Annotated in this window: 17 protein-coding genes and 1 tRNA gene; 2 read left to right on the forward strand and 16 right to left on the reverse strand. The window is 73.3% G+C overall.

Annotated features, from left to right (window positions below; all coding sequences use genetic code 11):
* Nucleotides 1-27: 27 nt before the first annotated feature.
* Nucleotides 28-2,052 carry a primosomal protein N' gene (locus ACFPZN_RS43260; protein ID WP_378288488.1) on the reverse strand — a complete coding sequence of 675 codons (2,025 nt, stop codon included), beginning with the start codon at nt 2,050-2,052 and terminating at the stop codon, nt 28-30.
* Between the two features lie 78 nt (nt 2,053-2,130).
* Here ACFPZN_RS43260 and ACFPZN_RS43265 point away from each other — a divergent pair.
* Nucleotides 2,131-2,207: transfer RNA gene (locus tag ACFPZN_RS43265), tRNA-OTHER, on the forward strand.
* A 50-nt stretch (nt 2,208-2,257) separates the two neighbouring features.
* On the opposite strand, the gene metK is transcribed toward ACFPZN_RS43265, so the two are convergent.
* The 13 genes from metK to pyrR form a co-directional block, all read right to left on the reverse strand.
* The gene (gene metK / locus ACFPZN_RS43270; protein WP_378288491.1) at nt 2,258-3,463 is read right to left on the reverse strand and encodes a methionine adenosyltransferase; all 1,206 of its coding nucleotides are present in this window, start codon (nt 3,461-3,463) and stop codon (nt 2,258-2,260) included.
* 456 nt (nt 3,464-3,919) lie between these two features.
* Nucleotides 3,920-5,125 (reverse strand): bifunctional phosphopantothenoylcysteine decarboxylase/phosphopantothenate--cysteine ligase CoaBC, encoded by a 1,206-nt coding sequence (coaBC, locus tag ACFPZN_RS43275; protein ID WP_378288493.1) that lies wholly within the window; start codon nt 5,123-5,125, stop codon nt 3,920-3,922.
* Nucleotides 5,126-5,614: 489 nt separating this feature from the next.
* Complete coding sequence (rpoZ, locus tag ACFPZN_RS43280; protein ID WP_026405772.1) at nt 5,615-5,869, reverse strand: DNA-directed RNA polymerase subunit omega; 255 nt, start codon at nt 5,867-5,869, stop codon at nt 5,615-5,617.
* A 31-nt stretch (nt 5,870-5,900) separates the two neighbouring features.
* Nucleotides 5,901-6,512, reverse strand: a complete 612-nt coding sequence (gmk, locus tag ACFPZN_RS43285) for a guanylate kinase (RefSeq protein ID WP_378288520.1) — start codon at nt 6,510-6,512, stop codon at nt 5,901-5,903.
* A gap of 73 nt (nt 6,513-6,585) precedes the next feature.
* The gene (gene mihF / locus ACFPZN_RS43290; RefSeq protein WP_378288496.1) at nt 6,586-6,909 is read right to left on the reverse strand and encodes an integration host factor, actinobacterial type; all 324 of its coding nucleotides are present in this window, start codon (nt 6,907-6,909) and stop codon (nt 6,586-6,588) included.
* A 453-nt stretch (nt 6,910-7,362) separates the two neighbouring features.
* The gene (gene pyrF / locus ACFPZN_RS43295; RefSeq protein ID WP_378288498.1) at nt 7,363-8,061 is read right to left on the reverse strand and encodes an orotidine-5'-phosphate decarboxylase; all 699 of its coding nucleotides are present in this window, start codon (nt 8,059-8,061) and stop codon (nt 7,363-7,365) included.
* Nucleotides 8,061-9,131, reverse strand: coding sequence for a dihydroorotate dehydrogenase (locus ACFPZN_RS43300; protein WP_378288500.1), 1,071 nt, complete (start codon nt 9,129-9,131; stop codon nt 8,061-8,063). Before ACFPZN_RS43300 ends, pyrF begins: the two co-directional genes overlap by 1 nt.
* A 22-nt stretch (nt 9,132-9,153) precedes the next feature.
* Nucleotides 9,154-10,041 carry an iron-sulfur cluster-binding protein gene (locus tag ACFPZN_RS43305; RefSeq protein ID WP_378288502.1) on the reverse strand — a complete coding sequence of 296 codons (888 nt, stop codon included), beginning with the start codon at nt 10,039-10,041 and terminating at the stop codon, nt 9,154-9,156.
* Between the two features lie 38 nt (nt 10,042-10,079).
* Nucleotides 10,080-13,409 (reverse strand): carbamoyl-phosphate synthase large subunit, encoded by a 3,330-nt coding sequence (carB, locus tag ACFPZN_RS43310; RefSeq protein ID WP_378288504.1) that lies wholly within the window; start codon nt 13,407-13,409, stop codon nt 10,080-10,082.
* Complete coding sequence (gene carA, locus ACFPZN_RS43315) at nt 13,409-14,551, reverse strand: glutamine-hydrolyzing carbamoyl-phosphate synthase small subunit (protein WP_378288507.1); 1,143 nt, start codon at nt 14,549-14,551, stop codon at nt 13,409-13,411. The genes carB and carA overlap by 1 nt, the downstream gene beginning before the upstream one ends.
* Nucleotides 14,548-15,852 carry a dihydroorotase gene (locus tag ACFPZN_RS43320; RefSeq protein ID WP_378288509.1) on the reverse strand — a complete coding sequence of 435 codons (1,305 nt, stop codon included), beginning with the start codon at nt 15,850-15,852 and terminating at the stop codon, nt 14,548-14,550. The genes carA and ACFPZN_RS43320 overlap by 4 nt, the downstream gene beginning before the upstream one ends.
* Complete coding sequence (locus tag ACFPZN_RS43325; protein WP_378288511.1) at nt 15,849-16,796, reverse strand: aspartate carbamoyltransferase catalytic subunit; 948 nt, start codon at nt 16,794-16,796, stop codon at nt 15,849-15,851. The genes ACFPZN_RS43320 and ACFPZN_RS43325 overlap by 4 nt, the downstream gene beginning before the upstream one ends.
* Nucleotides 16,793-17,389, reverse strand: coding sequence for a bifunctional pyr operon transcriptional regulator/uracil phosphoribosyltransferase PyrR (gene pyrR / locus ACFPZN_RS43330; RefSeq protein WP_378288522.1), 597 nt, complete (start codon nt 17,387-17,389; stop codon nt 16,793-16,795). The genes ACFPZN_RS43325 and pyrR overlap by 4 nt, the downstream gene beginning before the upstream one ends.
* A 596-nt stretch (nt 17,390-17,985) precedes the next feature.
* Here pyrR and bldD point away from each other — a divergent pair.
* Nucleotides 17,986-18,480 (forward strand): transcriptional regulator BldD, encoded by a 495-nt coding sequence (gene bldD, locus ACFPZN_RS43335; RefSeq protein ID WP_160819162.1) that lies wholly within the window; start codon nt 17,986-17,988, stop codon nt 18,478-18,480.
* Between the two features lie 101 nt (nt 18,481-18,581).
* On the opposite strand, the gene ACFPZN_RS43340 is transcribed toward bldD, so the two are convergent.
* Both ACFPZN_RS43340 and ACFPZN_RS43345 read right to left on the reverse strand, forming a co-directional pair.
* Nucleotides 18,582-19,586, reverse strand: a complete 1,005-nt coding sequence (locus tag ACFPZN_RS43340; RefSeq protein WP_378288514.1) for an SMP-30/gluconolactonase/LRE family protein — start codon at nt 19,584-19,586, stop codon at nt 18,582-18,584.
* A gap of 168 nt (nt 19,587-19,754) precedes the next feature.
* Nucleotides 19,755-20,457, reverse strand: a 703-nt coding sequence (locus tag ACFPZN_RS43345; RefSeq protein ID WP_378288516.1) for a hypothetical protein, incomplete at its 5' end; no start/stop codon positions are given.

The raw sequence follows: 20,457 nt of genomic DNA on the forward strand, positions 1-20,457 counted from the left end.
TGCGCGGACCGTCCCGGCGTGAGCCGCTCAGATGAGCTCAAGGGGGTCGATCTGCACGCGCACCGTCTCCGGCGCCTTGCGCGCGCTGCGCACGCCCTGCGCCTCCTGAAGGGCCTTCGCCAGGGCCACCCCGGCGGGACGCGCCACGCGCACCAGCGCCCGCTCCTTCTCCGGCCCCTTGGAGCCCGCGGCCATGGGAACGGGAACGGGCCCGAGGACCTCCGCCCCGTCCGGCAGCCTCGCGTGGGAGAGCAGGTCCCGGATGGCCGCCGGAGTCCCCGTCAGCGACGCCATGCGCGCGGCCGGCGGGAAGCCGACCTCCCGCCGCTCGGCCAGTTCCCGCTCGGCGAAGGTGACCGGATCCCAGCGGACCAGGGCCTGCGCCGGGGCCAGCCCGCCGTCCGCCGAGACGACCACGGACGCCGACGGGCGCACCAGCGCGGCGGCGTTCATCCAGCGGCGCAGCGTCTCCTCCCCCGCCCGCAGGTCGGCGCGGCCGAGCAGCACCCACCCGTCCAACAGCAGCGCCCCCGCGTACCCGCCCTCGGCGACCGGCTCCGCGCCCGGCGTGGACACCACCAGCGCCCGCTCCTCGCCCACCCGGTCGAGGACGGCGTCGCGGCCCGACGTCCATACCGGCACGCCCGGAAAAGCCCTCCCCAGCTCCTCGGCCGTACGGCGCGCCCCCACCACCACGGCCCGGACCTGGCGGTGCCCGCACTCGGGGCACGCCCAGTCACCGGCGATCCGGCCGCACCACCGGCAGTAGGGGGCGGCATGGGCGGAGGTCATCGACAGCGGCCCCTGACAGGCCCCGCAGCGCGCGGGCGTACGGCACCGGCCGCACGCCAGCCCCGGCAGGTAGCCGCGCCGCGGGACCTGCACCAGCACCGGACCGTCCTCGAGCGCGCGCCGGGCCGTCTGGAAGGCCATGTGCGTCAGCCGGGCCGTGCGCGCGGCGCCGTCGCGGGCCAGCTCGCCATCGTCGCCGACCGGCCGCACGCGCGGCATCGTCGCGCGGATGCGGGACCGGTCGGCCGCCAGCGCGTGCGCCCATCCGGTCTCCACCAGCACCGTCGCGTCCGTCGTGCGGGTGAACCCGCCGATCAGCGCGCCCGCGCCCGCCCGGTGCGCGCGCAGCGCCAGCACCTCGCGGGGATGCGGGTACGGGGCGTGCGGCTCGGCGTGCACGTCGTCGCCGTCGTCCCACAGCACCACCAGGCCGAGATCGGCGACCGGCGCGAACATCGCCGCCCGCGTGCCGACGACCGCCCGCGCCGTGCCCCGGCGCACCGCGAGCCAGCGCCGGTAGCGCTCGGCCGGGCCCAGCTCCGCGGTCAGCGCGACATGCCTGCCCTCCCCCAGCTCCTCGGTCAGCGCCTCGTCGACGCGGGCGACCTCGCGGCCGTCGGCCATGACCACCAGCGCGCCGCGACCGCTCCCGAGCACGACCGCGACCGCCCGCGCGATCGCCCTCGTCCAGGCGGGGCCGGGCAGGGCCGTCCAGACCGCGCGCGGCGCACGCCCGGCTTCGAGGGCCTTCAGGAAGGACGGCCCGGCAGGGTACTCCTCCCAAGGGCCCGGCCCTTCCGCCCGGACGCCCACGGGCGCCTCGTCGGGCGGGGCCTCGGCCTCGACCCGCGCGTGCCGGGGCGGGATCGCCAGCCGCAGCACGTCGGCGAAGGTGCCCGCGTAGCGGTCGGCCACCTCCCGGGCCAGCGCGGCGATCTCCGGGGACAGGACGGGCTCGGGCGAGGTGACGCGCTCCAGGTACGACAGGCGGCCCTCGTGGTCGCTCTCGGCCACCCGTTCCAGGACCAGGCCGTCGACGAGCTGGCCGGCGAAGCGGACCCGCACCCGGCAGCCGGGCACGGTCTTCTCGTCCAGATCGGCGGGCACCTGGTAGTCGAAGGGCCGGTCGAGGTGCGGCAGCGACATGTCGACGGCGACGCGCGCGACCGGCAGCTCCGCGGCGGGCCGCCGCGCCCCCTTCTTCCCCTTGGAGGGCTTGGCGGCGGCCTCCAGCCCCGGAATGAGCCCGTCGTTGGTCACGCCCCCGTCCTACCAGATGAGGGGGACACCGAAATCATCGCGCGCCGCGGCGGCGGCCGCCGCTAGAGTGCCGGGCGATGGGCCGTAGCGCAGAGGTCGTCGCGCCCGGAATCTCCTCCGGGAGGACGCCGGTTCGATTCCGGCCGGCCCGTCCATGCCGAAAAGGGCCCCGGGCTCGCGCCCGGGACCCTCGCGACGCGGCAGGTCAGAGGCCGGCGGCCTTGGCCAGGTCGGCGGCGCGGTCGGTGGACTCCCAGGAGAAGTCCGGCTCCTGCCGGCCGAAGTGGCCGTAGGCGGCCGTCTTGGAGTAGATCGGGCGCAGCAGGTCGAGGTCGCGGACGATCGCGGCGGGACGCAGGTCGAAGACCTCCAGCACCGCCTCCTGGATCTTGTCGGTGGGCACCTTCTCGGTGCCGAAGGTCTCCACGAACACGCCCACCGGGTGCGCCTTGCCGATGGCGTAGGCCACCTGCACCTCGGCGCGGTCGGCCAGCTCGGCCGCCACGATGTTCTTGGCCACCCAGCGCATCGCGTACGCGGCGGACCGGTCGACCTTGGACGGGTCCTTGCCGGAGAACGCGCCGCCGCCGTGCCGGGCCATGCCGCCGTAGGTGTCCACGATGATCTTGCGGCCGGTGAGGCCGGCGTCGCCCATCGGCCCGCCGATCTCGAAGCGGCCGGTGGGGTTGACCAGCAGCCGGTACCCGCCCGTGTCCAGGTCGAAGTCGGCCAGCACCGGGTCGACCACGTGCTCCTTGACGTCGGGCGTCAGCAGCTCCTTGAGGTCGATGTCGGGGGCGTGCTGGGAGGACACCACCACGGTGTCGAGCCGCACCCCGCGGTCGCCGTCGTACTCGATGGTGACCTGGGTCTTGCCGTCGGGGCGCAGGTAGGGCACCACGCCCTCCTTGCGGACCTTCGACAGCCGCTGCGCCAGCCGGTGCGCCAGGGTGATCGGCAGCGGCATCAGCTCGGGCGTCTCCCGGGTGGCGTACCCGAACATCAGGCCCTGGTCGCCCGCGCCCTGGCGGTCCAGGTCGTCGCCCTGCTTGTCGCGGTCCTCGCCGTCGCGGGTCTCGTAGGCGTCGTCGACGCCCTGCGCGATGTCGGGCGACTGGGCCCCGATCGACACCGACACGCCGCAGGAGTGCCCGTCGAAGCCCTTCTTGGACGAGTCGTAGCCGATCTCCAGGATCTTCTCGCGGATCACCCCGGGGATGTCCACGTAAGTCTCGGTGGTCACCTCACCGGCCACGTGCACCTGGCCGGTGGTGATCATGGTCTCGACGGCGACCCGGCTCTTCAGGTCGTCCTTGAGCATCGCATCGAGGATCGCGTCGCTGATCTGGTCCGCAATCTTGTCCGGATGTCCTTCGGTGACGGACTCGGAGGTGAACAGGCGGCGAGACACGTACGTGAACTCCTTGCAGCGGCTGCTGACTGACGTCGCAGAAATCGGACTTGTGGATGTGACCTCCGGCGGGGAACGCCGCCCCGCGGGGGCTGGACCGTCTTCCGGCCTGTGGCACGACCGGCCGGGCGCGGCCGGTTGGCGTATTCCGCCGAAGTCTATCGGGATCGGCCCTGACGCAAGGTATACCGAACGCCGCCCCCCCTGCACCCCCGGGACGCACCGTGGCTGTGTTCTCTAAGTCCCGGCCTACGGCGCTCGCCTGGCGGCTGTGTTTCAAAGTCCCGGCCTACGGCGCTCGCCTGGCGGCTCGCACCTAACCGGAACTTGGCGAGCGCGGCATCGCTTCGCGATCTGGCCGATGAGGCTCGCCTCCGGCGTCGCCTCACCGTCCAGGTAACGCGCTCGCACGGTATCTGAGGGCCGACCCTAGGGTCCAGAACCCTGGCGGGCGGGTCAGTCCGGCAGACGGGCGGCGATCAGATCCCAGACCACCTCGGCCAGCGCCTCCTTGGCGCCCCGCGGCACCTCCGTGGAGGTGCCGTCCGCACCCAGCACGACGGCGGCGTTGTCGGGCCTGCCGAACGTCAGGTCCTCCCCGACCTGGTTGACGACGAGCAGGTCGCAGCCCTTGCGGGCGAGCTTCTCGCGGCCGTTGGCCAGCACGTCGTCGGTCTCGGCGGCGAACCCGACCACGACCTGTCCGGGCGGGCGGTCGGCCGCCAGCTCCGCAAGGATGTCGGGGTTCTTGGCCAGCGCGATCGGCTCGGGCTCGGCGCCCGGCGTCTTCTTGATCTTCGAGCCCTGGTAGCCGGCGGGCCGGAAGTCGGCGACCGCGGCGGCCATCACCACCGCGTCGGCGTCCTGGACGGCCTCGAGCACGGCCTTGCGCATCTCCTCGGCCGATCCGACCGGTACCACCTGGGCTCCGGCCGGGTCGGGCAGCGCGACGTTGGCGGACACCAGCGTGACGCGGGCGCCGCGGGCGACCGCCGTCCGGGCCAGCGCGTACCCCTGCATCCCGGAGGACCGGTTCCCGATGAAGCGCACCGGGTCGATGGCCTCGCGGGTGCCGCCGGCGGACACGACCACGTGCCGTCCCGCCAGGTCCCGCACCCCCTGACGGGCCAGGACGTGCCGGGCGACCTCGAACAGCTCGGCGGGCTCGGGCAGCCGTCCGCGCCCGGTGTCCTTGCCGGTGAGGCGCCCCGAGGCCGGGTCGACGACGATGGCGCCGCGGGACCGCAGCGTCGCCACGTTGGCCTGGGTGGCCGGGTGCTCCCACATCTCGGTGTGCATCGCGGGGGCGAACACGACCGGGCAGCGCGCGGTCAGCAGCGTGTTGGTGAGCAGGTCGTCGGCCAGCCCGTGCGCGGCCCGGGCCAGCAGGTCGGCGGTGGCGGGCGCCACGAACACCAGGTCCGCGCCCTGCCCCAGACGCACGTGCGGCACCTCGGAGACCCCGGTCCACACCTCGGGCGACACCGGGTGGCCCGACAGCGCGGCCCAGGTGGGCTCGCCGACGAACCGCAGGGCGTCGGCCGTGGGCACCACGCGCACGTCGTGCCCGGACTCGGTGAGCCGCCGCAGCAGCTCGCACACCTTGTACGCGGCAATACCCGCGCCGACGCCCAGGACGACACGCGGCCGGGAGGAGTCCATACGATCGCCTTCCGGAGTCTCCATTGCCCCAAAGGATCTCAAAGCCCCAACCGCCCCCACACAGCGCCCCCCAACCCACCGAGGCCAGCCGTGATTCACACCACGGGCTCCGGGCGAACGCTGGGCCGTAGAAGGCGAGGCCCAGTCCAGGATTCGAGATGCTCGGCCGGGCCCAACATGCAAGCCCAGGCGAAGATGGCCGTCAGGCCGTCGAGCCGGGGCGAGGCCCAGCCGGGGTTCCAGGAGGTCGTCCCCCTGGGTCAACACTGAGGTCCGGGGTCCGGCGAAGATGGCCCCAGGGCCATCGAGTAGGGCCGGCCCGCGGGCCGGGCAGAGCCCGGCGAGGACGGCCGCCAGGCCGTCGAGCCGGGGCGGAGCCCAGTCGGGGGTTCCAGGGGGTCGCCCCCTGGGTCAACACTGAGGAACGGGGCCCGGCGAAGATGGCCGCCAGGCCATCGAGCAGGGGTCGCCCCCCGGGCCGGGCCGACCTCAGCCTTCGATGGGCTCGGCGTTGAGGAGGCCTTCCCGGGTCTCGCGCAGGGCGATCGAGAGCGGCTTCTCCTGGACCTGGGTCTCGACGAGCGGGCCGACGTACTCCAGCAGGCCCTCGCCGAGCTGGGCGTAGTAGGCGTTGATCTGCCGGGCGCGCTTGGCCGCGATGCTCACGAGGCCGTACTTGGTGTCGACGACCTCGAGGAGCTCGTCGATCGACGGGTTGGTGATGCCTTCGCTGCTGGCTGCCACTCCGTGGCCTTCCGCTAGATGTCTGAGCTGATTAACGAACAGCCATCAAGGTTAGCAGGTCATCGCACACGTCCTGGACGGACGTGTTGACGAGGGTGACGTCGAACTCCTTCTCGGCGGCGAGTTCCACGCGGGCCGCGTCGAGGCGGCGTTCGACGACCTCGGGGGGCTCGGTGCCGCGGCCGACGAGGCGGCGGACGAGCTCTTCCCAGGAGGGCGGGGCCAGGAAGACGTGGAGGGAGTCCGGCTTGGAGCGCCGGACCTGGCGGGCGCCCTGGAGGTCGATCTCCAGGAGCACCGGCTCGCCGCGGGCGAGCCGGTCCTCGACCGGGCGGCGCGGGGTGCCGTAGCGGTTCCCCGCGAACTCCGCCCACTCCAGGAGCTCCCCTTCGGCGACGAGCCGGTCGAAACCGGCGTCGTCGACGAAGAAGTACTGCACCCCGTGGGTCTCGCCCGGCCGGGGGGGCCGGGTGGTCACCGAGACCGACAGCCACACCTCTGGGTGGGCCCGCCGGATCTCGGCGACGACCGTGCTCTTGCCGACGCCCGACGGCCCGGAGAGGACCGTCAGCCGTCGCACGGGCACGCCCCGTGGGAGGGAGCTTTCCGGCGCAGGAATGGGTGCGCCGGATTCGGACGGGATGGAGCCGGGCGGCCGGGAACGCGCCGGACCGGCCGCGGCGGATTCGCCGCCGCGCCCGCCCATGAGTCGCGGATCAGCGGGTTCCACCGCCGAACTCACGCTCCAGGGAGGCGCGCTGGTTGGCGCCGAGGCCCCGCACGCGGCGGGACTCGGCGATGCCCAGGCGCTCCATGATCTGCTTGGCACGGACCTTCCCCACGCTGGGCAGGGACTCGAGGAGGGCCGACACCTTCATCTTGCCGATGACGTCGTCGGTCTGCCCATTCTTGAGGACCTCGGCAAGCGAGAGCCCCCCGTGCTTGAGCTTGTTCTTAACCTCGGCCCGCTCCTTGCGAGCCTTGGCAGCCTTTTCCAGGGCTGCGGCGCGCTGTTCGGGGGTTAGGGGCGGAAGAGCCACGCCGGGTCACCTCAGGTTTCCACTCGACGGAGTCGGACGGGTGTGGAAACTAGCGAGTTCACTGCCCATAAGGCAACGTGAAGTGCCGTTTAGCCCGCCACAAAATCACGAATATCACTCCTTGAAGTGTCCTGAATACCCAGTGTACCCAACTGGGCGGGGTGCGAGGGTCACCCCCCCGCCTTGCAGGGACTATTGCTTGATCGTGAAAAATCGCCCCCGGGACGCCCGTTTGCGTCATCGGCCACCCGCGAACACCACCCGAGGGGCCTAGTCGATCAGCGGAGCGCCATCGGATGATCACGCTGCGCGTTCGCGGCGGAGTGTGCACGGGAGATTCCCGACACATCAGAAATGTCGACTGGCGATCAGCGAGGGCCGTTGGAACGTGCCGAACGTGACGCTTATCACGCCCGGTCCGTATTTACCCTTTACGGTCCGCCGAACCGGGGATCACGGCGCGGTGCGCCGCAGCGCCGCCGCGATCCCCGCCGCCGCCGCGCCCGGGTCGGCGGCGCCGGTGATGGGACGCCCGATCACCAGCAGATCGGCGCCCGCGGCCAGCGCCGCCTCGGGCGTGGCCACCCGCGCCTGGTCCTGCGTCTCCGCCCCCGCGGGGCGCACCCCCGGCGTGATGAGCGTGATGTCCGGGCCGACCTCGGCCCGCACCGCGGCGGCCTCCTGCGGCGAGCACACCAGCGCCTGCGCCCCGGCCTCCACCGAGAGCGCCGCCAGGCGGCGCACCGCGTCCGAGGCGGGCCCCGCCACTCCGAGCGCGGCCAGGTCGGCGTCGCCGAGCGAGGTGAGCACCGTCACGGCCGCCACGCGGGCGGCCGGGGCGGCCTCCACCGCGGCGCGGATCATGGCCGGGCCGCCCGCCGCGTGCACGGTCAGGTACGCCGGCCGCAGCCGCGCGACGGCACGGGCCGCGCCGGCCACGGTGGCGGGGATGTCGTGCAGCTTGAGGTCCAGGAACACCTGGACCCGGCTGGCGCCCCGGACGCTGGCGACCACGTCGGGGCCGTAGCGCAGGTACAGCTCCAGGCCGACCTTGACGGTGCTGACGTGCGGGGTGACCAGGGTGGCCCAGCGCGCGGCCGTCTCCAGGTCGGGGGCGTCCAGGGCGACGGCGATGGGGGCGGGTGCGGACACTAAAGCTTCTCCTTCAGTTCCCCGGGCTCGGCGGCCGGCCCGGAGAAGGGCTCAGAGGCGTGCTCGGCGCCGCTCCCGGACACGGGGTCGGCGCCCGGCTCGGCGGGCGGCTCGGGGCGCACCTGGGGCGGTACGTACCCGGCGGGCTTGTGGGCCAGCCCCACGACGTCGGCGATCCGGCCGATCCGGCGGGCCGCGAGAGCCTCGTCCAGTTCCCGGACGATCCGCGGCACGGCCATCGGGTCGTGGAACAGGGTGGTGCCCACGGCCACCGCGGAGGCGCCCGCCAGGAGGAACTCCAGCGCGTCCAGGCCGGAGGCCACCCCGCCCACCCCGACGATCGGGATGCCGGGCAGGGCCGCGTGCACCTGGTAGACGCAGCGCACCGCCAGCGGGCGGATCGCGGGCCCGGACAGGCCGCCCGACACGCCGGTGAGCGCGGGCCGCAGCGTCCCGGTGTCGATCGCCATGCCCTCCAGGGTGTTGATCAGGGTGAGGCCCTCGGCGCCGGCGTCCACGCACGCCAGGGCGATGGTGACGATGTCGGTGACGTCGGGCGCGAGCTTGGCCAGCATCGGCACCCCGGGACGGGCGTGCGCCCTGACCGCCCGGACGACCGAGGCGGCGGCGCCCGGGTGCCAGGCGAACATCCGGCCGCGGTCCTCGACGTTGGGGCAGGCCACGTTGACCTCGATCGCGGCGATCCCCGGGACGCCGCGCAGCCGCCGGGCCAGTTCCCCGAACTCCTCCACGCTGTTGCCCGCGACCGACACGATCGTGCGCACGCCCTGCTCGGCCAGCCAGGGCAGGTCGCGCTCCAGGAAGCCCTCCACGCCCGGCCCGGGCAGGCCCATGGCGGTGAGCAGGCCGCTGGGCGTCTCGGCCATCCGCGGCGTCGGACGGCCCGCGCGCGGCCGCGTCATCACCGAGGTGGTGACGAACGCGCCGAGCCGGTCGAGGTCGAAGAACTGGGCCAGTTCGCGGCCCGTCCCGCCGCAGCCCGCCGCCGTCAGCACGGGGTTGGGCAGCTCCAGGGGGCCCAGTCGGGTCTCCAGGCGGGCCGCGTTCACAGGACCACTCCGCTCGCGTTCTTCATCGGTCGGTGCCTTCGGTACGGCTGAGGGCGCGGGGGGCGCCCAGGGCGTCGAACGGGATCGTGCCGAGGTCCCCCCAGCGGACGCGGTCGCCGCGCAGCACCGGCCCGTCGGCGCAGGCCCGCACCATGCGGGTCACGCCGTCGTCGCCGTGCATGGGGAGCATGCACGTCATGCAGACGCCGATGCCGCACGCCCCGGTCTCCTGGAGGAAGGACTCCACCGACACCTGGGACGGCAGGCCGTACTCCCCCGCCACCTGGGTCACCGAGCGCAGCAGCGGGGTCGGGCCGCAGCCGTAGACCACGTCGGCGCCGGTCTCCTGGATGACGCGGGGCAGCACGTCGCGGATCGCGCCCTGCTCCCCCAGCGAGCCGTCCTCGGTGGTGACGGTCGCCGAGTCGCCGATGCGCCGGGCCATGCGGGAGCCGAAGACCTGGCGGGCGGACGGGCCGCCGAGCACGAAGTGCACCTGGCAGCCGCGCCGCCGCAGCGTGTCGGCCAGCGCGAACAGGGCGGCGCCCCCGGGGCCGCCGCCGGCCAGCAGGCAGCTGACGGGGTCCCTGGGGAGCCGGAACGGGCGTCCGAGCGGGCCGACGAGGTCGAGCTGGTCGCGGGAGCGGCGGCCCGCCAGCCAGGCGGTGCCGGGCTCCCGGTCGGCGAAGACCAGCTCGACCGTCCCGCCGTAGTCCGACTTGACCTCGTACACGCCGAAGCAGCGCCGGACCAGGCGGCCGGTGTGCTCGCCGCCGACGGCCACCGCCACGAACTGCCCGGGCCGGAACCGCTCGGCGATCGCCGGCGCCACCAGCGTCAGCGCCTGGTAGTCCTGCACCTGGCGGACGGTCAGTACCGTCGCCGACGTCTGCACCGGCGTGTCGGACACCCGTCTCCCTCTCGTCGTCGTGCAGTGCTGTCCCGGTGCTACCCCCGGCCGTGCGCGCCGCGCATCCGCTCGGCGTGCTCCTGCAGCGACCGGACCCCGACCTGGCCGCCCGCGATGGCCTCGACGCCCTGCACGGCGGCGGCGAGCCCCTGGACGGTGGTCACGCACGGCACGCCGCGCAGCACGGCCGCCGTGCGGATCTCGTAGCCGTCCAGCCGCGGCCCGGACTGGCCGGGGCCGCCGAACGGAGTATTGACGATGAGATCCACCTCTCCGTCGAGGACGCGCCGCACGATGGTGGGTTCGCCGCCGGGGCCGGGACCCTCGCTGTGCTTGCGCACGATCTTGGCACGCACGCCGTTGCGGCGCAGGACCTCGGCGGTCCCCTCCGTGGCAAGAATCTCAAAGCCCAGGTCTGCCAGCCGCTTGACAGGGAAGATCATGTGCCGTTTGTCCCGGTTCGCCACCGACACGAACGCCCGGCCCTTGGTCGGCAGCGAGCCGTAGGCGGCCTGCTGAGACTTGGCGTAGGCGGTGCCGAACACCTCGTCGATGCCCATGACCTCGCCGGTCGAGCGCATCTCCGGGCCGAGGACGGTGTCGACGCCCTGCCCCTGCGCGTTGCGGAACCGGTCGAAGGGCAGCACCGCCTCCTTGACCGCGATCGGCGCGTCCAGCGGCAGCGAGCCGCCGTCGCCGCTCTCCGGCAGCAGCCCCTCGGCGCGCAGCTCGGCGACGGTGGCGCCGAGCATGACCCGCGCCGCGGCCTTGGCCACCGGCACGGCGGTGGCCTTGGACACGAACGGGACGGTGCGGGAGGCGCGCGGGTTGGCCTCCAGGACGTACAGGACGCCCGCCGACAGCGCGTACTGGACGTTCATCAGCCCCCGCACGCCGACGCCGCGGGCGAGCGCCTCGGTGGCCTCGCGGATGCGCCGCAGGTCGTCGTGGCCGAGGGTGATCGGCGGCAGCGCGCACGCCGAGTCGCCGGAGTGGATCCCGGCCTCCTCGATGTGCTCCATGACGCCGCCGAGGTAGAGCTCCTCGCCGTCGAAGAGGGCGTCCACGTCGATCTCGATGGCCTCGTCGAGGAACCGGTCGACCAGCACCGGGTGCTCGGGGGACGCCTCGGTCGCCTTGGCCATGTACGACTCCAGCGTGGAGTCGTCGTAGACGATCTCCATGCCGCGCCCGCCCAGCACGTAGGAGGGCCGCACCAGCACCGGGTAGCCGATCTCGGCGGCGATCTCGCGGGCCTCCTCGTAGGACGAGGCGGTGCCGTGCTTGGGCGCGAGCAGCCCGGCGCGGTGCAGGACGCGGCCGAACGCGCCGCGCTCCTCGGCCAGGTGGATGCTCTCCGGGGAGGTGCCGACGATCGGCACCCCGGCGTCCTTGAGCTTCTGCGCCAGGCCCAGCGGGGTCTGCCCGCCCAGCTGGACGATCACCCCGACGACGGTGCCGGTCCGCTGCTCGGCGTGCACCACCTCCAGGACGTCCTCCAGGGTGAGCGGCTCGAAGTACAGCCGCCCGGAGGTGTCGTAGTCGGTGGAGACGGTCTCGGGGTTGCAGTTGACCATGACGGTCTCGTAGCCGGCGTCGGTCAGCGTGAACGAGGCGTGCACGCAGGAGTAGTCGAACTCCACGCCCTGCCCGATCCGGTTCGGCCCGGACCCCAGGATGATGACCTTGGGCCTGTCGCCGGGCGGGACCTCGGTCTCCTCGTCGTAGGCGGAGTAGAGGTAGGGCGTGCGGGCGGCGAACTCGGCGGCGCAGGTGTCGACGGTCAGGTAGACCGGCCGGACGCCCAGCGCGTGCCGCAGCTCCCGGACGACCTCCTCCGACAGCCGGCGCAGCCCGCCGATCTGGGCGTCGGAGAAGCCGTGCCGCTTGGCCCGCAGCAGCTTGTCGCGGGTGAGGGCGTCCTCGGCGGTGCGGATCTCGTCGGCGATCTCGTTGATCGCGGCGATCTGGTCGAGGAACCAGGGGTCGATGCCGGTCGCCTCGTACAGCTCCTGGACGCTCGCCCCGGCCCACAGGGCCCGCTGGACGGCCCGGATCCGCCCGTCGTGCGGCCGGGCGGCCTTCCCGGTCCAGGCGGCGGCGTCGCCGGGCTCGCCGTCCCAGGAGAAGGACGAGCCCTTCTGCTCCAGGGACCGCAGCGCCTTCTGCAGCGCCTCGGTGAAGTTGCGGCCGATCGCCATGGCCTCGCCCACCGACTTCATGTGGGTGGTGAGGGTGCCGTCGGCGCCGGGGAACTTCTCGAACGCGAACCGCGGCACCTTGACCACCACGTAGTCGAGGGTCGGCTCGAAGGAGGCCGGGGTCTCGGCGGTGATGTCGTTGGGGATCTCGTCCAGGGTGTAGCCGACCGCCAGCCGCGCCGCGATCTTGGCGATCGGGAAGCCGGTGGCCTTGGACGCCAGCGCCGACGACCGCGACACCCGCGGGTTCATCTCGATCACGATCATGCGGCCGGTGCCCGGCTGGACCGCGAACTGGATGTTGCAGCCGCCGGTGTCGACGCCGACCTCGCGGATCACCGCGATCGCCACGTCCCGCATGTTCTGGTACTCGCGGTCGGTCAGCGTCATCGCGGGCGCGACGGTGATCGAGTCGCCGGTGTGCACGCCCATCGGGTCGAGGTTCTCGATGGAGCACACGATGACCACGTTGTCGGCGCGGTCCCGCATGACCTCAAGCTCGTACTCCTTCCAGCCGAGGATGGACTCCTCCAGGAGCACCTCGCTGGTCGGGGACGCGTCCAGCCCGGCGCCGGCGATGCGGCGCAGGTCGTCCTCGTCGTGGGCGAACCCGGACCCGGCGCCGCCCATGGTGAACGAGGGCCGCACCACCACGGGGTAGCCCAGCTCGCCCGCCGCGGCCAGGACCTCGTCCATGGTGTGGCAGATGAGCGAGCGCGCGGACTCGGCGTTCAGGCCCTGCTCGGCGGCGACCTTGGCGACGACCTCCTTGAACCGCTCGCGGTTCTCCCCGGCCTGGATCGCCTCGACGTCGGCGCCGATCAGCTCGACGCCGTACCGCTCCAGGACGCCGCTCTCGTAGAGCGCGATCGCGGTGTTGAGCGCGGTCTGGCCGCCCAGGGTGGGCAGCAGCGCGTCCGGGCGCTCCTTGGCGATGATCTTCTCGACCACCTCGGGGGTGATCGGCTCGACGTAGGTGGCGTCGGCGAACTCCGGGTCGGTCATGATCGTCGCCGGGTTGCTGTTGACCAGCACCACCCGCAGGCCCTCGGCCCGGAGCACCCGGCACGCCTGGGTGCCGGAGTAGTCGAACTCGCACGCCTGGCCGATCACGATCGGCCCGGAGCCGATCACCAGGACGGAACCCAGATCCTCGCGGCGCGGCATTACTCCGCCCCTTCCACAGTGAGAGTCGACCCCTGCATCAGCTCGCAGAAGCGGTCGAACAGGCCCGAGGCGTCGTGCGGACCGGCCGCGGCCTCGGGGTGGTACTGGACGCTGAACGCCGGGCGGTCGAGCAGCCGCAGCCCCTCGACGCAGCCGTCGTTCAGGTTGACGTGGCTGACCTCGGCGCGCCCGTAGGGGGTGTCGAACGGCCCGTCCACGGGGGCGTCCACGGCGAACCCGTGGTTGTGCGCGGAGACGTCCACCTTGCCGGTGCCGCGGTCCTGGACGGGCTGGTTGATGCCGCGGTGCCCGAACCTCAGCTTGTAGGTGCCCAGGCCGAGCGCCCGCCCGAAGATCTGGTTGCCGAAGCAGATCCCGAAGAACGGCTTCCCGGCGTCCAGGACGCCGCGCAGCGCCTCGACGGCGTAGCCGGCGGCCGCCGGGTCGCCGGGCCCGTTGGAGAAGAAGACCCCGTCGGGGTCGAGGGCGAGGATGTCGGCGGCGGTGCTGGTGGCGGGGAGCACGTGCACCTCGCAGCCGCGCTCGGCCATCCGGTACGGCGTCATCGACTTGATGCCGAGGTCGACGGCCGCGACGGTGAACCGCTTCTCCCCGTGCGCCGCGATGACGTACGGGTCGGGCGTGGACACGTCCCGGGCCAGGTCGGCGCCCTCCATCGACGGGCTGGCCAGCACCTTCTCCAGCAGCTCGGCCTCCGGGGCCCCGGAGGCGGCGCCGGAGAAGATCCCGGCGCGCATCGCGCCGCGGTCGCGCAGGTGGCGGGTGAGCGCCCGGGTCCCGGGAATGGCGATGCCCACGATCCCCTGCTCGCGCAGCGCCGACCCCAGCGAGCCGGTGGCCCGCCAGTTGGACACCACCCGGGCGGGCTCGCGGACCACGTACCCGGCGACCTGGATGCGGCGGGACTCGGGGTCCTCCTCGTTCACGCCGGTGTTGCCGATGTGCGGGGCGGTCATCGCCACGATCTGGCGGGCGTACGAAGGGTCGGTCAGGGTCTCCTGGTAGCCGGTCATGCCGGTGTTGAAGACCATCTCCCCGAAGGTCTCGCCCTCGGCCCCGTACCCGGCGCCGCGGAACACCCGCCCGTCTTCGAGGACCAGCAGGGCTGACGTCTGGGTCACTGAAGCTTTCCTTCCAGGACGGTGGGCGTGCCGCGCAGGAACGTCGCCACCACGCGGCCCGGCAGCTCCAGGCCCGTGTACGGCGTGTTGCGGCTCTTGGAGGTCATGGCCGAGGGGTCCACGGGCCGGCGCGGCGACGGGTCGTACAGGGTGATGTTGGCGGGGGCGCCGGCCTCCAGCGGGGCGCCCTGGCCGGACAGCCGGCCGATGCGGGCCGGGCGGTACGACATCCGGTCGGCGACCGCGGCCCAGTCGAGCAGGCCGGTGTCGACCATCGCCTCCTGCACCACCGGCAGCGCCGTCTCCAGGCCGATCATGCCCATCGCGGCCACGGCCCACTCGGTCTCCTTGGCCTCGACCGGGTGCGGGGCGTGGTCGGTGGCCACGCAGTCGATCGTGCCGTCGGCCAGCGCGTCCCGCAGCGCGGTCACGTCCTCGGCGGTGCGCAGCGGCGGGTTGACCTTGTAGATCGGGTCGTAGGTCTCGGCGCGGACGTCGGTGAGCAGCAGGTGGTGCGGGGTCACCTCCGCGGTGACCCGGCAGCCCTTGCCCTTGGCCCAGCGGATGATCTCGACCGAGCCGGCGGTGGACACGTGGCACACGTGCAGCCGGGAGCCGACGTGCTGGGCCAGCAGCACGTCCCGGGCGATGATCGCCTCCTCGGCCACCGCGGGCCAGCCGCCCAGGCCGAGCCGGGCGGAGATCTCGCCCTCGTTCATCTGCGCGCCCTCGGTCAGCCGCGGCTCCTGCGCGTGCTGGGCGACCACGCCGTCGAACGCCTTCACGTACTCCAGCGCCCGCCGCATGATCACCGCGTCGGAGACGCAGTGGCCGTCGTCGGAGAACACCCGGACGCCGGCGGCCGAGTCGGCCATCGCGCCCAGCTCGGCCAGCTGCTCGCCGCGGATGCCGCGGGTGACCGCGCCGACCGGCTGCACGTCGCAGTACCCGGCCTCGCGGCCCAGCCGCCACACCTGCTCGACCACTCCGGCGGTGTCGGCGACCGGGTCGGTGTTGGCCATCGCGTGCACGGCGGTGAACCCGCCCATCGCCGCGGCCCGGGTGCCGGACTCGACGGTCTCGGCGTCCTCGCGGCCCGGCTCGCGCAGGTGGGTGTGCAGGTCGACCAGGCCGGGCAGCGCGACGAGGCCGTCGGCCTGGACGATCTCCGCGCCGGCGGCGTCCAGCCCGGCGCCGATCCCGGCGATCTCGCCGTCCCGGATCAGGATGTCGGCGGGCTCCCCGCCCAGGATGCGCGCGCCCTTGATCAGGTACACGGGCTTGGTCATGTCCTCGCTCATGCTTCGGAGATCTCCTTGCCGATGGCGGGCTCGGAACCCCCGAGCAGCAGGTAGAGCACGGCCATGCGGGCGCTGACGCCGTTGGCGACCTGCTCGACGATGGTGGAGCGGACCGAGTCTGCGACCTCGGCGGCGATCTCGACGCCGCGGTTCATCGGGCCGGGGTGCATGACGATGGCGTCGTCGGCCATCCGCGCCATCCGCTCGCCGTCCAGGCCGTACCGGCGGCTGTACTCGCGGACGGTCGGGAAGTAGGCGGCGTTCATCCGCTCGGCCTGCACCCGCAGCATCATGACCACGTCGCTCTTGGGCAGGACGGCGTCCAGGTCGTAGGAGACCGCGCAGGGCCAGGTGTCGATCGCCACCGGCAGCAGCGTCGGCGGGGCCACCAGGGTGACCTCGGCGCCGAGGGTGTGCAGCAGCAGGACGTTGGATCGTGCCACCCGGCTGTGCAGGACGTCGCCCACGATGGTGATCCTGCGGCCGTCCAGGGCGCCGAGGCGGCGGCGCATGGTGAACGCGTCCAGCAGCGCCTGGGTGGGGTGCTCGTGGGTGCCGTCGCCGGCGTTGACCACGCTGCCGCGCACCCAGCCGGCCAGCCGGTGCGGCGCGCCGGACGCGCCGTGCCGGATCACCACGCCGTCGGCGCCCATCGCCTCCAGGGTGAGCGCGGTGTCCTTCAGGCTCTCGCCCTTGGACACGCTGGACCCCTTGGCGGAGAAGTTGATCACATCGGCGGACAGCCGCTTGGCGGCCGCCTCGAACGAGATCCGGGTGCGGGTGGAGTCCTCGAAGAAGAGGTTCACCACGGTGCGGCCCCGCAGCGTCGGCAGCTTCTTGATGGTGGAGCGGCCCGACACCTGGGCCAGCTCCTCGGCGGTGTCCAGGATGAGCAGGGCGTCGTCCCGGGTCAGGTCGGCCGCCGAGATCAGGTGGCGGTTCACGCGCGCTCCCCCCGCCCGGCCGGGCCGGCCGGGCCTTCCGCGTCCTTGCGGGCGGCCGGGCCGAGCAGGACGGCGTCGCGCCCGTCGTTCTCGGCCAGCAGCACCTTCACGTTCTCGCGCATCGAGGTGGGCAGGTTCTTGCCCACGTAGTCGGCGCGGATGGGCACCTCGCGGTGGCCCCGGTCGACCAGCACGGCCAGCTGCACGGCGCGGGGGCGGCCCAGGTCGTTGAGCGCGTCCAGGGCGGCGCGGACGGTGCGGCCGGAGAACAGCACGTCGTCGACCAGCACCACGATCCGGTCGTCCACGCCCTCGGGCGGCAGCTCGGTGCGGCCCAGCGCGCGGGCCGGCTTCATCCGCAGGTCGTCGCGGTACATCGTCACGTCGAGCGACCCCCAGGGGACGCGGCGGCCCTCGACCTCCTCCAGCTGGGCGGCCAGGCGGCGGGCCAGCGTCACGCCGCGGGTCTGGATGCCGAGCAGGACGACGCCCTCGCCGCCCTTGGTGCGCTCGAGGATCTCGTGCGCGATCCGGGTGAGCGCGCGACGGATGTCGGGGGCCTCCAGGACGGCCTTGTGCGCGGCCCCGTCCACGGCGTGGCGCCCGGCTCCGGCACCGGGTGCCGTCGCGGGTCCGGTCGCCGGTCCGGTCGCGGGGTCGTGTGCGGGCGACTTCGGGGGGTCGCCGCGGCGGGGTTCACCGTCCGCCACGCGCGCCCCGGCCGGTCCGCCCGGTTTCGAGGCAGCATTCACCGCCGGAACCTCCTTTCCCGCCTCACGGGACGGGTCTTAAAGGACGTCTTGTCCGTCTCACCGTAGCAGGACCGGATCGTTGCCCCGTCCTCGGGCCGGAGGGCGTCTTAGCAGGTGAGAGGCATCACATCGGGCGCGTCACGGGCGGTGCGCAGCCGGGCGGGGAGGTCGCCGGCCTCCCGTCCGGAACGGGCGGGACGCATGTGACCGGGGCATCTTGGACCCTTCGGACGATCCGGACGGCCCGGATCGAGACCTGCGGATTCGACCGCTTTTTTCCAATCAGCTTGACCTGAGGCCGTCCCCGTTTTACCGTCACTGTCCGTAACCATCCCTGGAGACAGAGCTTTACGGCGTCACAGCCTGAAGGACCTGACTCCCCCCGGGAAACCCTCCCGGGGCCGACCACAACGACGATAGTGAGCCTGGGGGCCCAAATGCCGTCTGAATACGCCAAGGCTCTCGGCGCGCGCCTGCGCGCCATCCGCACCCAGCAGGGCCTGTCCCTGCACGGTGTGGAAGAGAAGTCCCGAGGCCGCTGGAAGGCCGTCGTCGTGGGTTCGTACGAGCGGGGCGACCGCGCCGTCACCGTTCAGAAGCTGGCCGAGCTCGCCGATTTCTACGGCGTGCCGGTTTCCGAGTTGCTGCCCGGCGGAGCCGCGCCGAGCCCGCTCGGGCCAACGCCGAAGCTCGTGATCGACCTCGAGCGGCTGCAGCAGCTTCCGAAGGACAAGGCCGGTCCCCTCGCCCGTTACGCCGCGACGATCCAGAGCCAGCGGGGCGACTACAACGGAAAGGTTCTGTCCATCCGCCAGGAGGACCTGCGCTCGCTGGCGGTCATCTATGACAAGTCCCCGACCGAGCTGACCGAGGAGCTCATCACCTGGGGCGTGCTCGACCCCGAGGCGCGCCGCGCCGTCGAGGCCTTCTGAGCCGGTCGCCGGGCCTGTCCGGGCCCGGCGACCGCCCGCCGGGCCCGCACAGGCGGCCCGGGGGGCGGACACATCCGTGCGGGCGGCCGTGGAAACGCGCGCTACCCGGCCGGGACGGGCTCTGCGCCGTCCAGGGGAAGGCTGGAGACGGTGAACGGCAGGGTCTCCGGCGGAAGCCCCGCGACCCAGCGGTTGTACTGGCTGTTGACCACCATCACGCGCGTCCCGGTGAGCGCGATCGCGCTCGGGTGGCGGAAGCCGCCGGGCGGCACGTACCGGGCCGCGTACCGGCCGCGCGCCAGGTCCGGCGCCAGGGCGACCACCGCGACCTGCGGCACCAGGCCGGGCGTGTCGTTGAGGTTGCCCTGCACGACGTGCAGCCGCCCGTCGCGCCAGGCCAGCCCGTCCCCGTTGCGCAGCGAGTGGCCCTCCAGGTCGACCTGGACGGCCGCGCCGCTGCTCCGGTCGATCCGCCACAGCTCCCCGGTGTTGCTGTTGACCGTCAGCAGGTGGCCGCCGACCGCCAGGATCCCGTTGAGGTTGTGCCGGCCGTCCACCCACCGGATCGGGGACGCGGCCACGTCGAACCAGTTCTCGATCTCCCAGCGGTCGCCGTCCCGCGTGATCCGGTAGATGACCGGCTCGAACGAGTCGGTGGCGTACACGGTGCCGTCGCCGGCGACGGTGATCTCGTTGACGAACCCGCCCTGGACGCCCCGCAGCGTGGCCAGGAGACGCTGCGTGCGGGTGTCGTAGACGCGGAGGGTGCCGGTGTCGGCCCCGCCCACGTACAGGCGCCCTGCCGCGTCGACGGCCATGCCCGAGGTGAGGCGGCGGCCGTCCTGGCCACTGGGCGACCAGACCTTCACCTGGGGCTGCGTCACGTGCCCTCGGTAGAGGGTGCCGTCCTCTGCGCTGCCGACGTAGAAGTGGCCGGTGTTCCGGTCGAGGGCCATGCCGGTCGGGAACGCGCGGTCGCCGGGGACGATGTAGGCGTCCGGCGGCCCGGCCTGAGCTGAGGGGGCGTCCGCCGCGGCGGGGCCGGTGAGGGCGGGCAGCAGGGCCAGGAGCGCGACGGCCGCCGCGGGCCAGGTGAATTTTCTCATGCGTCCTTCTTCCTTTGCTCTGATGGGGTCGTCCACAGAATTCTCGGTGCCTTTTCCGGATGCCATCGGCCTGCATATCCTGGGTCTGCCGGAACCACCCTTGTGCTTTTCCGGGCATGCCGACGAGGGCGCTTCCGCTGCTTCGGGAAGCGCCCTTTCCGGCGTTCTTTAACGCAGTTTGGCCGTGTCCTCCGGGAGCACCACCTGGCCGGTGACGAATTCGCTCCAGAGGCCGAACCTCATGTTCGTTCCCGGGCGCGCCGAGGTCTCGGCGAATCCGACCGGGCGGCCGTTCACGGTGCGGGTCGCGCCGAACGAGAGCTCGAAGCGCGCCGTCCCCTGGCGCTGTCCGGGCGGGTTTCCGTCGGGCGGGATGATCTCGTCCAGCGTCCAGCGGTAGCCGGCGCCGCGGTAGGGCGGCGCGGCCCGCTCGAAGGTCTGCTCCAGGATCACCCCGGTGTCGGGGATCACGACGAGGACACCGCGCAGGGCCCCGACCTTCGCGTTGAAGGCCAAGACGTCGCGCAGCGTCCCGTCGGCGCTGGTGGAGCGGCCGGAGCCCACCTGGGAGCCGGGCGGGCACGCCTGCGCGCCCTTCTCCTCGATCAGCTCGGCCGAGCAGGTGGGGAACGCCTCCGGGTTGAACCCGATCGAGCGGTCGAACAGGAACACGAAGCGGCGCGGCGCCGCCGGGACCGAGCCGTCGGCGGTACGGCTGCGGCGGTCGAACGCGACCGTCACGCCGCGCCCCTCGCCCCGGGTGGCGGTCACGGTGAGGGAGTCCAGGTTCTCCGGACCGGGCACGTCCGGCTCGTACGGGCGCTCCACGCCGCCGGGCGCCGGGACGGGCGGGACCGGCGCCGGCGCAGGC

This window comes from Actinomadura rugatobispora, assembly GCF_042656285.1.
GTDB lineage: Bacteria > Actinomycetota > Actinomycetes > Streptosporangiales > Streptosporangiaceae > Spirillospora > Spirillospora rugatobispora.

Bases quoted from the DNA above. Each gene is read 5' to 3' on its own strand.
- coaBC (WP_378288493.1), bottom strand. From the start codon at position 5,125: ATGGACTCCTCCCGGCCGCGTGTCGTCCTGGGCGTCGGCGCGGGTATT.
- carB (WP_378288504.1), bottom strand. From the start codon at position 13,409: ATGCCGCGCCGCGAGGATCTGGGTTCCGTCCTGGTGATCGGCTCCGGG.
- ACFPZN_RS43320 (WP_378288509.1), bottom strand. From the start codon at position 15,852: ATGAGCGAGGACATGACCAAGCCCGTGTACCTGATCAAGGGCGCGCGC.
- bldD (WP_160819162.1), top strand. From the start codon at position 17,986: ATGCCGTCTGAATACGCCAAGGCTCTCGGCGCGCGCCTGCGCGCCATC.
- ACFPZN_RS43340 (WP_378288514.1), bottom strand. From the start codon at position 19,586: ATGAGAAAATTCACCTGGCCCGCGGCGGCCGTCGCGCTCCTGGCCCTG.